Origin of the sequence: Gordonia sp. PvP123 (assembly GCF_040547295.1) — a bacterium.
Taxonomy (GTDB): Bacteria; Actinomycetota; Actinomycetes; order Mycobacteriales; family Mycobacteriaceae; genus Gordonia; species Gordonia terrae.
Genome location: NZ_JBEPPN010000011.1, coordinates 1 through 13,490, shown reverse-complemented (window position 1 = coordinate 13,490; position 13,490 = coordinate 1). Strand labels below are relative to the sequence as shown.

The window sequence follows — 13,490 nt, the reverse complement described above, 5'->3', positions numbered from 1 at the left end:
CGCGCCGAGCAGACCCGATGCGTCTCAGACGCCCAGCTTGGCCTTGACGTCGGCGATCGACGGGTTGGTGGCTGTGGTGCCGTCGGCGTAGAGGACGGTGGGCACGACGTGATTGCCGCCGTTGACACTGCCCACGAACTCGGCGGCGTCGGGGTTCAGCTCGATGTCGATCTCCTGCCAGGTGATTCCGCTGCTCTTGAGGCCGCGCTTGAGGCGGGCGCAGAATCCGCACCACGATGTCGTGTACATGGTCAGTTCGCCGGTGTCGGAGGTGCGGGCGCCGGCCTCGTCGTCGATCACGTTGCTCATGGGTCCCATAACACCATGTCCGGGCCCGCTGTTCCCGTCGGCATCGTTCTCGCCCGTAGCTGTTCCCTGCTGTGCTGTTCGCTGCTGTGCCGTTCCCATCTGGGGGCGGCGTCGGTGGTTGGTGACATAGTGGACGCCGTGCCTCACCCGACTTCTGCCGCGAATCCCGAGTCCTCGCGTCGCGCCTCGGCGCCGGTGAGTCGTGGCGCGGTCGAGGGGCTCGATCCCGAACAGAGCGCCGCCGTCCTCGCGCCGCGAGGACCGGTGTGCGTACTGGCCGGCGCGGGCACGGGCAAGACCCGGACCATCACCCGCCGGATCGCCTACCTCATCGACACCGGCCAGGTCAACCCCGGTCAGGTTCTCGCGGTCACGTTCACTGCCCGGGCCGCGGGGGAGATGCGGACCCGACTGCGCGGTCTCGGTGTCGGCGGCGGTTCGGGCGGCAGCGTCGCGGCCCAGACCTTCCACGCCGCCGCCATGCGGCAGCTGCGGTACTTCTGGCCGCGCGCGTTCGGTGACGCCCGCTGGGAACTCCTCGACAACAAGTTCCCGCTCATCTCGCGGGCGGCCCGACGCTCCGGTCTGGACACCGCCACCGACACCCTGCGCGACCTGTCGTCGGAGATCGAGTGGGCCAAGGCCTCGCTCATCTCGCCGGAGAGCTACGTCGAGGCCGTGGGCCGGCTCGGCCGGGAGTCGCCGGCGCCGCCCGCGAAGGTCGCCGCCGTGTACGGACACTACGAGGACGCCAAGGTCTCGCCCGATGGTGACCGGTTGCTCGACTTCGACGACATGCTCATCTACATGACCCAGATCCTCACCGCCGAGCCCGGCGCGGCGGATGAGTTCCGTTCGCGGTACCGGTGTTTCGTCGTCGACGAATACCAGGACGTGACCCCCGTGCAGCAGGGTCTGCTCGACGCCTGGCTGGGGGAGCGCGACGATCTGACGGTCGTCGGCGATGCCAACCAGACGATCTACACCTTCACCGGCGCGTCCCCCAACCACCTGCTGGACTTCAGTCGCCGGTTCCCGGAGGCGACGGTCGTCCGGCTGGAGCGGGACTACCGGTCCACCCCCGAGGTGGTCGACCTCGCGAACCGGGTCATCGGTGCGGCCCGCGGCCGGATCGCGGGAACCCGGCTCCGCCTCGTCGGACAACGCCCCGCCGGTCCGGCGCCGCAGTTCGCCGAGTACGACGACGAGCCCGCTGCGGCGACTGCCGTCGCCATCGAGATCAAGCACCTCCTCCGCGCCGGGGTCGCACCCGCGGAGATCGCCATCCTGTACCGGGTCAACGCGCAGTCGGAGAACTATGAGCAGGCGCTCACCGAGATGGGTATCCCGTACCAGGTCCGCGGGGGCGAGGCGTTCTTCGCGCGCACCGAGGTTCGGCAGGCCATGCGGCAGCTCGCCACGGTCGCCGGCCGGGAGGTCAGGCCCGACGTGGAGATCCTCGACGTCGTGCGCGCGGTCCTCGGCGAGCTCGGACTCACCGAGGAGGAGCCGTCGGGCGCCCAGGCGCGGAGCCGCTGGGAGTCGCTGAAAGCGCTGGTCCAGCTGACCGAGGACATGGTGGTCGAGAATCCCGAGCTGACGCTGCCGCAGCTGTCGGCCGAGCTCGCGTCGCGCGCCGAGGCTCGTCACCCACCGACCGTGCAGGGTGTCACGCTGTCGTCGCTGCACGCGGCCAAGGGACTCGAGTGGGATGCGGTGTTCCTCGTCGGACTCACCGACGGGTCCCTGCCCATCAGCCAGGCGATCAAGGGGTCGTGGGAAGAGGTCGAGGAGGAGCGACGCCTCTTCTACGTCGGCGTCACCCGCGCCCGCGAGCATCTGCATCTGTCGTGGGCGCTGGCCCGCAACGAGGGTGGCCGCGCTCGACGGCGGTCACGTTTCCTTGCCGATCTCGTTCCCGACGACTCGCCGGCCTCGCCGATCGCGAAGGAGCGAGCACCCCGTCGTGGGCCGACGTGCCGGGTCTGTGGTTCGCGGCTGATGGACTCGACCGCGACACTGCTCGGTCGCTGCGCGGGGTGCCCCTCGGATCTCGACGAAGGGCTGCTGGTCTCGCTGAAGGAATGGCGTCGTGAGCGGGCGCAGGAGAAAAAGGTGCCGGCGTTCGTCGTCTTCTCCGACAAGACGCTCACCGCGATCGCCGAGCAACGACCCACCGATACCGCTGCGCTGGTGGCGATCTCGGGAATCGGCGCCAAGAAGGTCGACGACTACGGCGACGACATCCTCGAACTCGTCAAAACTGCAGGTCAAAAATAGGTTGTGCGGGTTTCGGCCCAGCGTCTAGTCTGATTCCCGTCAGTACGGGGATGGGTCGAGTGCGTCCGTCACGAGGCCCCCACAGTCACCGACGACCGACGACAACGCGGAAAGCCACGAGACCAGAAGGGAGTGGATCAGTGAACGGAATCATCGTGCGCCAGGCCGGCACCTGCCAGTCTGCGGCGAAACTGAGTGCGGCGAACACGCATGCGACGACATCGCATGCTGCAAAGCGCAATCAGCCCGCCATCGCGCGTACCGGTCGCACCCGCTCCTGGATGCCGGTCGCCCGAGCGTGCACCAGCTTCGCACGCCCGGTCGCCCTCCCTCCGGCGGCTCTGCACCTGGCAGCCGAAGCGCGCGTAGCGCGAATCGCACCGCCCGCAGCAGCAGTAGCACCCGCGCCGCGTCGGTTCCCCGTTCTGTTCCGAAGTTCCCGGAGTTAGATCTCCGAGACAATCCGGGCCACGGGCGAATCGCAGAGGCGACACCCGTGGCCCTCTTTTTCTGTCATCCGAATCTCCGCCCCGTTCCGGGGTCTCGGACACAGAGCCACATCGAGGACTCGGGTTCAACACCCCAAACGAGCAGATGTGGAGATTCCCAATGACTGTCGAATGCGTACTCGAGTCCTGTATGTCGGCGGACCGCGCAGCGACCGCCCGGCTCGACCTGCCCTGCCAGGTCGCCGACGCAGATCTGTGGTTCGCCGAAGACCCCCGTGACCTCGAGCGTGCGAAGGCGATGTGCGCCGAGTGCCCGCTGCGGGCCCAGTGCCTGCAGGCCGCGCTCGACCGGTCCGAACCCTGGGGGGTCTGGGGCGGCGAGATCTTCGAGCGTGGCGCCGTCATCGCGCGCAAGCGTCCCCGCGGCCGTCCGCGCAAGAACGCTGCGTGACGACAACACCGACGCCGCGAGCAGAAATGCTCGCGGCGTCGGTGTCGTGTCTGTGGAGTGGTGTCAGTCGCCCAGGCCGGGAACCCACTCCTCCATGATGGCGCGGTAGGGGGCGTGTGCCTCGAGTTGCGAGGCGATGCCGACGCAGCCCCCGAGCACACGGAAGACCATCACGAAACGCTTGGGCACGTTGAGGTTTCGTGAGGTCTTGTACACGTCGCCGCGGACATCGGTGGCCTTGCCCGCGGCTCGTTGCATCCACTTCCGGGTGAAGTGGAAGGACTCGGAGTAGAGCGGATCGACGTACGGACGAAGGTAGGCCTCGAGATCGGCACTCGTCACCTTGTTCGCATGGGACGGGCGGATGAACTCGGCCGAGATCATGAGCTCTTTGAGTTCGTCGTACTTCTTGTCACGCGCCAGCCGCAGGATCGGACCGGTCTCGGGCGGGAGCCCCTCCGGGTAGTGACCCACCGCGCCGAAGTCGAGCACGCCGAAACGTCCATCGGTCGCCACGAAGAAGTTTCCCGGATGCGGGTCGCCGTGCAGGAGTCCGACCCGGTAGGGGGAGCTGACCTCGAACTCGGCCATCTTCGCGGCCGCATCGTCGCGGGTCTTCTGATCGCCTGTGGTGATGATCTTCGACAGCGGGACGCCGTCGACCCACTCCGACACGACGACCTTGGGGGCGCTCGCGACGACCTTCGGGATGAGGAAGTCGGGATGTCCGTCGTAGGCCTTGGCGAAAGCGCGCTGGTTGTCGGCTTCACCGAGGTAGTCGAGTTCGGCTTCGGTCCGGTCGATGAGTTCGTCCATCATCGCCTTGACATCGGTGCCGGGAGACAGCCGCTGCAGGAGTCCGGACATGCGGGACAGGGTCTTCAGATCGGCTTTCAGTGCGTGGTCCGCGCCGGGATACTGCACCTTGACCGCGACCTCACGGCCGTCGGACCAGACACCCTTGTGGACCTGCCCGATGGACGCCGAGGCGGCCGGTACGTCGGAGAATTCCTGGAAACGCTCGCGCCAGCGGGTGCCGAGCTGCTGGTCGAGCACCTTGTGGACCTTCTCCGCCGGCATCGGGGGAGCGTCGGCCTGCAATTTGGTGAGGGCTTCGCGAAAGGGCTCACCGAACTCGTCCGGGATGGCGGCTTCCATGATCGAGAGCGCCTGCCCGACCTTCATGGCGCCGCCCTTCAGCTCGCCGAGGACGGCGAAGAGCTGTTCGGCGGACTTCTCCAGGAGCTCCTGGTTGACCTCGTCCTTGTCTCTGCCGACCATGCGCTTGCCGAAGCCGGCAGCGGCCCGACCGGCCATACCGATCGGAAGAGAAGCCAGTTTCGCGTTGCGGCGACCCTGTCCTTTGGTGATGTCGGTCATAGCATCCTTTCCGCGTCACACAATAGACGACCTGGCTCGTTGATCTCGTACGGCACGACAATCACAGCCCGGGTGCGGCGACCACCGCTTGATGTCCAGTCGAGTCGGGTCATCTCGCACCTCCAGAACTCGGTCCAGCAGTTGCGGGGCCGCAGGCGAGTCCGACCCGGACCGACGGCTGTGCACGGCGGCCACCAGCCACTCGATCTGGGAGTACGCGATGGCGGCGGTCATCGCCTGAACGGTCGCGCTCGCCTGTCCCGACGTGCGGATCAGCTGCGCAGCCAATGCCGGCCATTCCGGGTCTGCGTCGGAGCGGTGACGATCGGCGCACATCAGGCAACCGGACAGCCCGGGCAGCACCAGCGGACCGACGATCCCGACCCCGTCTCGGACTCGCACCAGCAGGTGCGGAATCCCGGCGCGGGTCAGCGCGAACACCACCTGCGGGTCGTGGACGACGAAGTCGGTCAGGATGACCAGGTCGGTGTCGACGGCGTCGAGCGAGCCGTCGGGGAGCCGACGCATGGTGTGCCGGGCCGACGACGTGCCCGATCCGGACAGCGAACTCGTCAGATGCTCGCTGAGCGGTCCCTGCCCGTGAATCAGGACGTGGAAGTCCGAGCTGCGGCGCTCGACTTCGGCGACCGCCCGACCTGCGGACACCAGACTGCTCAGGACGAGGACGAGATCGTCGTCCTGCAGACCCGCCCGGCGTGCTCGGCGAGAGAACGTGTCCGAGGTACATGCGTCCTCGAGTGAACGCAGCAGCGCCGCAACGGAATGCGCCGACACCGAGGCGTCGAGATCGAGCAGCAGGCTGTCGGCCGGATCTATCCCGACGCGGACCGAGTTCCCGGGCTGGACGAGAATCGGGGTACCCGGACGCAGCCGTGGCACCGCGAACGGACTCCCCGCGACGATGTGAGCCGAGAGGGCGCGGGCACTCGTCCGGACTGGCGACATGCGGCAACTGTGCCAGCCGGACGCCCTCACGGACGCTCGGCGAGCGGGTTATCCACAACATGGCCGGATCCACCGGGGGTGTGGACTTCTACGATCCGCCTCGGGCGGAGCCGTCACCGCTGTCACCCTCGCCATCGGGGCTCTCGCGGTCATCGCCCTTGCCGCGAGCCCGTTCGTCGGCGATGGTCTTCTCGAGTTGCGCGATCGGGTCGTCGAGCTCGTCGCCGCCCAGGAGTCGGTCGATGAAACCGGCGGGGTTGTCGAGGTCGTCGGAATCCGGCAGCAGATCGGGGTGAGCCCACACGCCGTCCCTGGTCGCGACGTCGGTCGCCTCCAGCGCGCGACGCCACAACTCCGAGGCCTCACGGACCTTGCGGGGTCGCAACTCGAGACCGACCAGTGTTGCGAACGTCTGCTCTGCCGGACCGCCCGAGGCGCGTCGGCGCCGCATCGTCTCGGTGAGTGCCCCGGTGCTCGGGATCCGGTCGCCCAGTGCTCGGGTCACGACCTGCTCGACCCAGCCCTCGATGAGCGCCAGCAGGGTCTCGAGGCGGCCGAGTGCTGCCTTCTGTTCCGGCGTCGTCGTCGGCTCGAACGTCGTCGACGAACTGATGAGCTCTTCGAGTTTCGAAGGGTCGGAGAGCAATTGGGTCGGGTCGATCCCGGCGGTGGCGTCGGTGATGCCGCTGAAGTCGATACTGATCCCGCGGGCGTACTCCTCGACGGTGGCGAGGAGCCGCTGACGCAGCCAGCCGACATGGGTGAACAGGCGCACGTGCGCGGCCTCACGCGCGGCCAGGAAGACGATGATCTCCTGCGCCGGCTGTTCGAGTCCCTCGGCGAACTTCGCGATCGCCTCGGGAAGCAGGACGGCGATGCCCTCGGGTGCCAGCGGCAGGCCGACGTCGGTCGACGTCAGCACTTCCTTGGCGAGTTGGCCGAGGCCCTGTCCGAGCTGTGTGCCGAACGCCATGCCGCTCATCTGCGTCAGCATCCCGATCATGGGGCCGGCGAACTGCGCGGCCTCGGCGGGGAGGTTGTCCTGCCAGGTGCGGGCGAGCTGCTCGGCAACCGGATCGCACAGTCCCTTCCACGTGTCCATCGACTCCTCGAGCCATTGGACAGGGGTCCACGCCACCGTCTGGGTGACCCCGCTGGGGAAGTTGGTCGCGTCATCGAGCCAGACGTCGGCGAGACGGACGGCGTCTGCGGATGCGGTGTTCTCCTTCTCCAGGATCGGGGTGAACGAACCGATCTGCTGCCGGGCGAGGTTGGTGGCCACCGAGTAGTTCACCGGACCTTGCCCGCCACCGGCCATACCGGCGCCCATACCGCTGAACATGTTGCCCAGTTGCGAGAACATCTGACCGATCATGTTGGGATCGAACTTCGACGGGTCGAAGTCGCCGCCCGGGCCGCCCCCGAAGCCCTGGGCGCCCCCGAATCCGAACGGGTTGGACCCGCCGAACGGGTTGCCGCCGGGATTGTCGCCCGGCTTGTTCTTGTCACCGCTGTTCTTGTCGCGGTCGTCGTCGCCGTCACCGGACGACGAGAAGCCGAAGGGCAGATCACTCATGGGTTCCACCGTACCGCCCGGTGAGGTAGGTGAACGGCGACGACTGTTCGCCCTGCGCGTAGTCGGCTCATGGTTTGCGTTGCGTGGCCGCGGCGTCCTCGGCGCACCCGCTCGGCCCCGCCGCGGGGCACTATCGTGTGCGGAATGAGTTCGAGCCCCCGCTTCCGGAGAATCGCCGCGGCCGCGGTCTCCACCGTGGTCCTGCTGGCGTTGCTGGTCCTGGGCACACAGGTGCAGGTGCCCTACGCCGCGCTCGGACCCGGACCGACGCTGAACACCCTCGGCACCGCGAAGGTGGAGGACGACGGCGCGGTCGTCGAGCGCAAGGTCGTGCAGATCGACGGTGCGGCAACCGATCCGACGACCGGCCACCTCAATCTCACCACCGTCTCCGTCCGAGATGGGCTGTCGCTCTTCGACGCCCTGGGGATGTGGTTGTCGGGCACCTACTCGCTCACTCCCCGTGACCAGGTCTATCCGCCGGATCGCACCACCGAACAGGTGCAGCAGGAGAACGCCCAGCAGATGACGGGTTCGGAGGAGAACGCGACGGTCGCCGCACTCCGTTACCTGGACCGTCCGACGGCCCTGCGCATCGCGAGCGTCGGACCCGACGGACCGGCCGTCGGGGTGGTGCGCGCCGGCGACGAGGTCGTGCGGGCCGGAGGCGTACCGGTGGAGACGGGCGAACAGCTCCGGAAGGTCGTCGGTGACAATCCGCCCGGAACGGTGCTGCCGCTCGAGATCGTCCGGGCCGGCGCACAGCAGACGGTGTCGGTCACGCTCGGCAAGCATCCCGCGGACCCCGAGGCCGGCTACCTCGGCGTCGTCCCGGAGGTCGTGAACGCCGATCCCCGGCTCGAGGTCACCTACACGGTGGGCGACATCGGCGGGCCGTCGGCCGGGATGATGCTGGCATTGGCGGTCATCGACCAGCTGAGTCCCGGCGAGCTGACCTCCGGGAAGTTCATCGCCGGCACCGGCACCATCACCGACGAGGGCGCGGTCGGCCCGATCGGCGGCATCACCCACAAGACCCGAGCCGCGCGCGACGCCGGTGCGACGGTGTTCCTCGTGCCTGCCCGCAACTGTGCCGAAGCTGTTTCCGAGCGACCGGACGGGCTCGAGCTGGTCAAGGTCGACACCCTCGACGGCGCCGTCGACGCGCTGGGTGCGATCGGCGCCGGACGTCCGGCGCCGACCTGCTGACACGGTCCCGGACGCGTGGGGTCAGCCCCGCGCGGACTCCTCGGGCACGTCGGGAGCGAAGGTGCCGCGGAGCGCGGCACGCAGTTCGAGGGCCAGTTGAGGATGGGTCAGCAGCTCGCGTTCCTCGTCGGTTCCCGGACGCAATCGCATCAACGCCAGGTCCGCGCCGCTGCGCAGTACCCCGACCACCAGGCGGGCGACCTCCTCGTCCGCATGCTGGTCGCCGGTCTCGGTGACGACGTAGCGAGGCGTGTGGTCGTCGTCTTCGGGCTCCACGACGAGGATCTCGATCGCGACCGCCGCGCCGACGACGTCTCGCGGCCAGACCGCCGACGCCAGGAACTCGTCGAGGTCGTCGACGTCCTCTTCCACGGGCGTGAGGGCCGGGCCGTCCGCAGAGATCACGTCGGGGAGCCGTTCGGCGAGCAGGTCCGTGGGTGCCAGCGCGAATACCGAGGGTTGTTGTCCCCAACCGCGCGTGTCGACATGTTCCATGATCTCGCTCAGGGCGCTGCCGAGGTCGTCGGCTGAGTAGACACGCGGGGCATTCGATTGGTCGGCCACGTGCTCATCCTGCCCCGAGGCGCGGTTCGACGACGAGTCCGCGGTGCCGGTGGGGAACCGCAGACGTGTCGCGATCGTTGAGCGGGCGCCCCGAGTGAGATGGTCACCCGGGTGGTGCCAGTACAGTGGGCACCACGCCCAGCAGGCAGTCGTGTGCGGGCGGTGTCCGGATTGAGAGCTTTGGAGAGTGGGTCTGGTGGGCGTCCGAGGGCCGGCGGGAATGCCGACACTGTCACGCAGGAGCAAGATCATCATCGGGCTCGGTGTGGCCGTCCTGGTGCTGTTGCTCGTCGGACCGCGCCTGATCGGTCTCGCGACCGACTGGCTCTGGTTCTCCGACGTCGGGTATTCGGGCGTCTTCACCAAGGTGATCTGGACGCGCGTGATCCTGTTCCTGATCACGACGGTCGTCGTCGGTGCCATCATCTTCGGCGCGGTGGCCCTGGCATACCGCAGCCGTCCGGTGTTCGTCCCGACCGCGGGCCCGAATGATCCGCTCGCGCGCTACCGCACCGCCATCATGGGCAAGGTCCGCTGGTTCGCGATCGTCCCCGCGGTGATCATCGGCGCGCTGGCCGGCCTCGTCGCGCAGGGTTCGTGGGCGACCGTCCAGATGTTCCTGCACGGGCAGTCGTTCGGGCGGACCGATCCCCAGTTCAATCTCGACATCGGCTTCTATGCCTTCGACCTGCCGTTCTACCGGTTCGTGCTGAACCTGCTGTTCGTGGTCGTCGTGGTCGCCTTCCTGTCGAACCTCGTCACCCACTATCTCTTCGGCGGTATCCGGCTGGGGCAGGGCGGCGGTTCGGTGACCACCGCGGCACGTATCCAGCTCGCGGTCCTGGCCGGGACCTTCCTCCTGCTGAAGGCGGCCGCCTACTGGCTCGACCGGTACTCGCTGCTCTCGAGTCAGCGGAAAGCCGAGATCTTCCCCGGTGCCAGTTACACCGACATCAACGCGGTGCTGCCGTCGAAGCTCATCCTGATGGCGATCGCGATCATCTGTGCGGTCGCGTTCTTCGCCGGGATCGTGCTGCGCGACCTACGGGTGCCGGCACTCGCCACCGTCTTGATGCTGTTCTCCGCGTTGCTCATCGGTGTCGGCTGGCCGCTCACGATGGAGCAGTTCTCGGTCAAGCCGAATGCCGCGCAGAAGGAAGCCGAGTACATAGACCGCGCCATCACGTCGACACGTGAGGCGTATGGGATCGGGCCGGACAAGGTCGTCACCCAGAACGACTGGACCGCCCGGCCGGCAACGCCTGCGTTGGTCAACAGCGACGTACCGACGCTGTCGAACGTACGCATCCTCGACCCGAACGTCGTGTCGCCGACGTTCATCCAGCAGCAGCAGCGGCAGAACTTCTACGGCTTCCCCACGCAGCTGGCGGTCGACCGCTACCGCATCGACGGTGAACTGCGCGACTTCGTGGTCGCGGTCCGTGAACTCGACCCCAGCCGCTACCTCGAGAACCAGCAGAACTGGCTGAACAAGCACCTCGTCTACACCCACGGCGACGGGTTCGTCGCAGCTCCGGCCAACCGGGTCAACGAGTCGCGCGACGTCAACGACATCGACGGCGGTGGCGACCCGTTCTACTACGTCAGCGACACCTCGAACTACCAGTCCGAGGAGTACAAGCGCGACGCACCGATCCAGGTGAGCCAGCCCCGCATCTACTTCGGCGAGCTGCTCGCGAAGATCGACCCCGACTACGCGATCGTCGGCTCCGACGACGGTCAGGCACGTGAGCACGACATCGGTGACGACAAGTACACCTATCAGGGGCCGGCCGGGGTGTCCCTGGGCAACTGGTTCAACCGGGTGCTCTATGCGGGCAAGTACGCCGAGCGCAACTTCCTGCTGTCGGGTGAGATCAACTCGGCGTCGAAGATCATCTACAACCGCGACCCCCGCGACCGAGTCGAACAGGTGGCACCGTGGCTGACCGTGGACTCGAAGACGTATCCCGCGGTCATGGAGGACGGCTCGATCAAGTGGATCGTCGACGGATACACGACCCTCGACAACTACCCGTACTCGCAGCCCACCTCGCTGCAGAGCGCGACCGCCGACGCCCAGGACCTCAACCCGGGGCAGACCGGACGCACGCAGATCAACAAGACCGTGTCCTACGTGCGCAACTCGGTAAAGGCGACTGTCGACGCGTACACCGGTGAGGTGGAGCTCTATGAGTTCGACACCGAGGACCCGGTACTGAAGACCTGGATGGACGTCTTCCCCGGAACGGTGAAGTCGCGTGCCGACTTCGACGCGCAGACCTCGCTGCGGGATCACGTCCGCTACCCCGAGGACATCTTCAAGATCCAGCGGCAGCTCCTGACGCGCTACCACGTCGATTCGCCGCAGACGTTCTTCCAGGCGAGCGACTTCTGGTCGGTTCCCTCGGACCCGACCGATCCCGATGCCGACCAGCGCGGTCTCGATCAGCCGCCGTACTACTTCGTGGCGTCCGATCCGGAGAGCGGACAACCGACGTTCCAGCTGACCTCGGTGCTCACCCGCCTCAACCGGCCGATCCTGGGTGCGTACGTGACGGTCTCGTCGAACCCTGAGAACTACGGGCAGATGACGGTCAAACAATTGCCCGGCAATGCCCAACGATCGGGTCCGAAGCAGGCCTTCAACCCGATGCGGACCGACGGACGTGTCGCCGAATCACTGAAGTCGCTGGAGAACACGGCGACGGTGACCTTCGGAAACCTCTTGACGCTGCCCGTGGGGGACAACGGCATCCTGTACGTCGTCCCGATGTACGCGCAGGCCCAGGGTGAGGAAGCGTTCCCCCGACTCTTCCGCGTGATCACCCGGTATGAGCCCGCTGAGCGGGAGGCCCGGATCGGGTATGCGCCGACGACCGGCGAGGCACTTCGGCAGGTCGGCATCACGCCCGCCGCCGGCGTGGTGCCCGACGATCAGCAGCCGACCGAGCCGGACCAGGCCGGGACGCCGGACACCAACACGCCGACGCCGAATGAACCTCCGCAGCAGGGGGATTCGCCTGAGCGCGATGCCGCTGCCAAGGCCATCGGCGATGCGATCACGGCCCTGCGTGAGGCCCAGCAGGGTGGCGACTTCGCCGCGTACGGTCAGGCGCTCGACCAGTTGAGTCAGGCGGTTGCCAGGTACGAGTCACTGGCCGCCCCGAACTAGTCACGGGCCGCCCGAACACCGAGCGCTGTCTGCGCGAAGTGCCGCTATCCGCGGTATTTCCGCAGGTAGCGCTCGGTTTCGTTGGGGGTGTTGTCGGGGAGGACGGGGCTGTGGTGATGGCGATGGCCGAGCGAGAAGAAGATCGACACCGCGGTGGCGAAGGCGGCCACCATCAGCAGGCCGCACAGAATGGCGGGACCGACATTGCCGACCGCCATGTGGACCAGCCAGAGTGCGGCCATCGCGAACCCGCCGAGAGCCAGGACGAAACCGACGAAGCTCATCGGGTGGTTGCCGTGACTCTCGTGGTGGAAGCGGTGAGTGTTCATGGTTCCTCCTCGGCGGTGGCTTCTCGTGTGCCGAGTGTACGCCCGATGTGATGGGCATCACATATCGACAGGTGATCGGACATCGGCCAGTGGGCCACCGCCGACCTGCGGGTACACGTGTGCGAGTGACCGCCGTCACTGCCATTTGCCCAGGTCGCAGCGGGTTGGGGTATCGATTTGCATCGCTGACGAACCGGTGTGTAACGTTGTGTTCACCAACGCGGGGTGGAGCAGCTCGGTAGCTCGCTGGGCTCATAACCCAGAGGTCGCAGGTTCAAATCCTGTCCCCGCTACCAACACCAAGAACCCCCGCCCGGGATGCCCGGGCGGGGGTTCTTGCTTTGTGTCGGGGCCGGTGACCGAGGGCGCCTCTCGGCGAACGACCGCCGGCGAGGAAGAGCCGCCGGCCGGGTCGGCGTCGGTCCTCGAGCTGTCAGCTCTGCACATCGTCGATCCCCGATCCGCGTGATCTCACACCGTCAGTATTCGAAGCCTGGCTTTCAGAGCCGCCGGCACCATGCGTGCGGAGGTGGGGACGGGGGAGAGCCGGCGCGCGTGGATGCCCGGCCGGCATCCCGGGAGTCGACCCGGACCCGGGCCGCCGGAAGAACCGATGGAGTCTGCGCAGACGAACCTCGGTTGGTTGCTCACGAACCCTGCTGACCAGGCGATTTGACGCCGAGGGGCGCGGTGCGTAACTTATGTCGAGTCAGCGAGCCACGGCGCCGCCCCGGAGGGCCTGAGAGGGTCTGATGGCGGGGAGTGGAGACCGGGTTTTTCGTTGGCCGCCCCTTGTTTGTTC

The 13,490-nt window shown here is 67.5% G+C and carries 10 protein-coding genes and 1 tRNA gene; 5 read left to right on the top strand and 6 right to left on the bottom strand.

The window, feature by feature from the left end:
* Positions 1 to 24: 24 nt before the first annotated feature.
* Positions 25 to 309 (bottom strand): mycoredoxin, encoded by a 285-nt coding sequence (locus tag ABIC25_RS20315; RefSeq protein ID WP_004023425.1) that lies wholly within the window; start codon positions 307 to 309, stop codon positions 25 to 27.
* Positions 310 to 438: 129 nt separating this feature from the next.
* On the opposite strand from ABIC25_RS20315, the gene ABIC25_RS20310 reads away from it, so the two are divergent.
* Positions 439 to 2,589: an ATP-dependent helicase gene (locus tag ABIC25_RS20310; RefSeq protein WP_354562991.1), complete on the top strand. Its 2,151-nt coding sequence runs from the start codon at positions 439 to 441 to the stop codon at positions 2,587 to 2,589.
* A gap of 609 nt (positions 2,590 to 3,198) precedes the next feature.
* Positions 3,199 to 3,489, top strand: a complete 291-nt coding sequence (locus ABIC25_RS20305; RefSeq protein WP_033206051.1) for a WhiB family transcriptional regulator — start codon at positions 3,199 to 3,201, stop codon at positions 3,487 to 3,489.
* 63 nt (positions 3,490 to 3,552) lie between these two features.
* Here the strand turns inward: ABIC25_RS20305 and ABIC25_RS20300 are convergent, their stop codons facing one another.
* The 3 genes from ABIC25_RS20300 to ABIC25_RS20290 all read right to left on the bottom strand — a co-directional run bounded on the left by ABIC25_RS20300 (position 3,553) and on the right by ABIC25_RS20290 (position 7,411).
* Positions 3,553 to 4,869 carry an ABC1 kinase family protein gene (locus tag ABIC25_RS20300; RefSeq protein ID WP_004023421.1) on the bottom strand — a complete coding sequence of 439 codons (1,317 nt, stop codon included), beginning with the start codon at positions 4,867 to 4,869 and terminating at the stop codon, positions 3,553 to 3,555.
* A 15-nt stretch (positions 4,870 to 4,884) separates the two neighbouring features.
* Positions 4,885 to 5,835, bottom strand: coding sequence for a hypothetical protein (locus tag ABIC25_RS20295; protein ID WP_354562895.1), 951 nt, complete (start codon positions 5,833 to 5,835; stop codon positions 4,885 to 4,887).
* An 88-nt stretch (positions 5,836 to 5,923) separates the two neighbouring features.
* Positions 5,924 to 7,411, bottom strand: coding sequence for a zinc-dependent metalloprotease (locus ABIC25_RS20290; protein WP_004023419.1), 1,488 nt, complete (start codon positions 7,409 to 7,411; stop codon positions 5,924 to 5,926).
* Between the two features lie 144 nt (positions 7,412 to 7,555).
* Between ABIC25_RS20290 and ABIC25_RS20285 the strand changes: the two genes are divergently transcribed.
* Positions 7,556 to 8,620, top strand: a complete 1,065-nt coding sequence (locus tag ABIC25_RS20285; protein WP_033206044.1) for a YlbL family protein — start codon at positions 7,556 to 7,558, stop codon at positions 8,618 to 8,620.
* Between the two features lie 21 nt (positions 8,621 to 8,641).
* Here the strand turns inward: ABIC25_RS20285 and ABIC25_RS20280 are convergent, their stop codons facing one another.
* Complete coding sequence (locus ABIC25_RS20280) at positions 8,642 to 9,184, bottom strand: PPA1309 family protein (RefSeq protein ID WP_354562894.1); 543 nt, start codon at positions 9,182 to 9,184, stop codon at positions 8,642 to 8,644.
* Between the two features lie 220 nt (positions 9,185 to 9,404).
* On the opposite strand from ABIC25_RS20280, the gene ABIC25_RS20275 reads away from it, so the two are divergent.
* Positions 9,405 to 12,359 carry a UPF0182 family protein gene (locus tag ABIC25_RS20275; protein ID WP_239404016.1) on the top strand — a complete coding sequence of 985 codons (2,955 nt, stop codon included), beginning with the start codon at positions 9,405 to 9,407 and terminating at the stop codon, positions 12,357 to 12,359.
* A gap of 44 nt (positions 12,360 to 12,403) precedes the next feature.
* Here ABIC25_RS20275 and ABIC25_RS20270 read toward each other — a convergent pair whose 3' ends face one another.
* Positions 12,404 to 12,688, bottom strand: a complete 285-nt coding sequence (locus ABIC25_RS20270) for a hypothetical protein (protein WP_004023415.1) — start codon at positions 12,686 to 12,688, stop codon at positions 12,404 to 12,406.
* 219 nt (positions 12,689 to 12,907) lie between these two features.
* On the opposite strand from ABIC25_RS20270, the gene ABIC25_RS20265 reads away from it, so the two are divergent.
* Positions 12,908 to 12,984: transfer RNA gene (locus ABIC25_RS20265), tRNA-Met, on the top strand.
* Positions 12,985 to 13,490: the final 506 nt, after the last annotated feature.

Excerpts from the sequence above, each read along its gene's own strand:
- ABIC25_RS20315 (WP_004023425.1), bottom strand. The coding sequence starts at position 309 with ATGAGCAACGTGATCGACGACGAGGCCGGCGCCCGCACCTCCGACACC.
- ABIC25_RS20305 (WP_033206051.1), top strand. The coding sequence starts at position 3,199 with ATGACTGTCGAATGCGTACTCGAGTCCTGTATGTCGGCGGACCGCGCA.
- ABIC25_RS20300 (WP_004023421.1), bottom strand. The coding sequence starts at position 4,869 with ATGACCGACATCACCAAAGGACAGGGTCGCCGCAACGCGAAACTGGCT.
- ABIC25_RS20295 (WP_354562895.1), bottom strand. The coding sequence starts at position 5,835 with ATGTCGCCAGTCCGGACGAGTGCCCGCGCCCTCTCGGCTCACATCGTC.
- ABIC25_RS20290 (WP_004023419.1), bottom strand. The coding sequence starts at position 7,411 with ATGAGTGATCTGCCCTTCGGCTTCTCGTCGTCCGGTGACGGCGACGAC.
- ABIC25_RS20285 (WP_033206044.1), top strand. The coding sequence starts at position 7,556 with ATGAGTTCGAGCCCCCGCTTCCGGAGAATCGCCGCGGCCGCGGTCTCC.
- ABIC25_RS20275 (WP_239404016.1), top strand. The coding sequence starts at position 9,405 with ATGCCGACACTGTCACGCAGGAGCAAGATCATCATCGGGCTCGGTGTG.
- ABIC25_RS20270 (WP_004023415.1), bottom strand. The coding sequence starts at position 12,688 with ATGAACACTCACCGCTTCCACCACGAGAGTCACGGCAACCACCCGATG.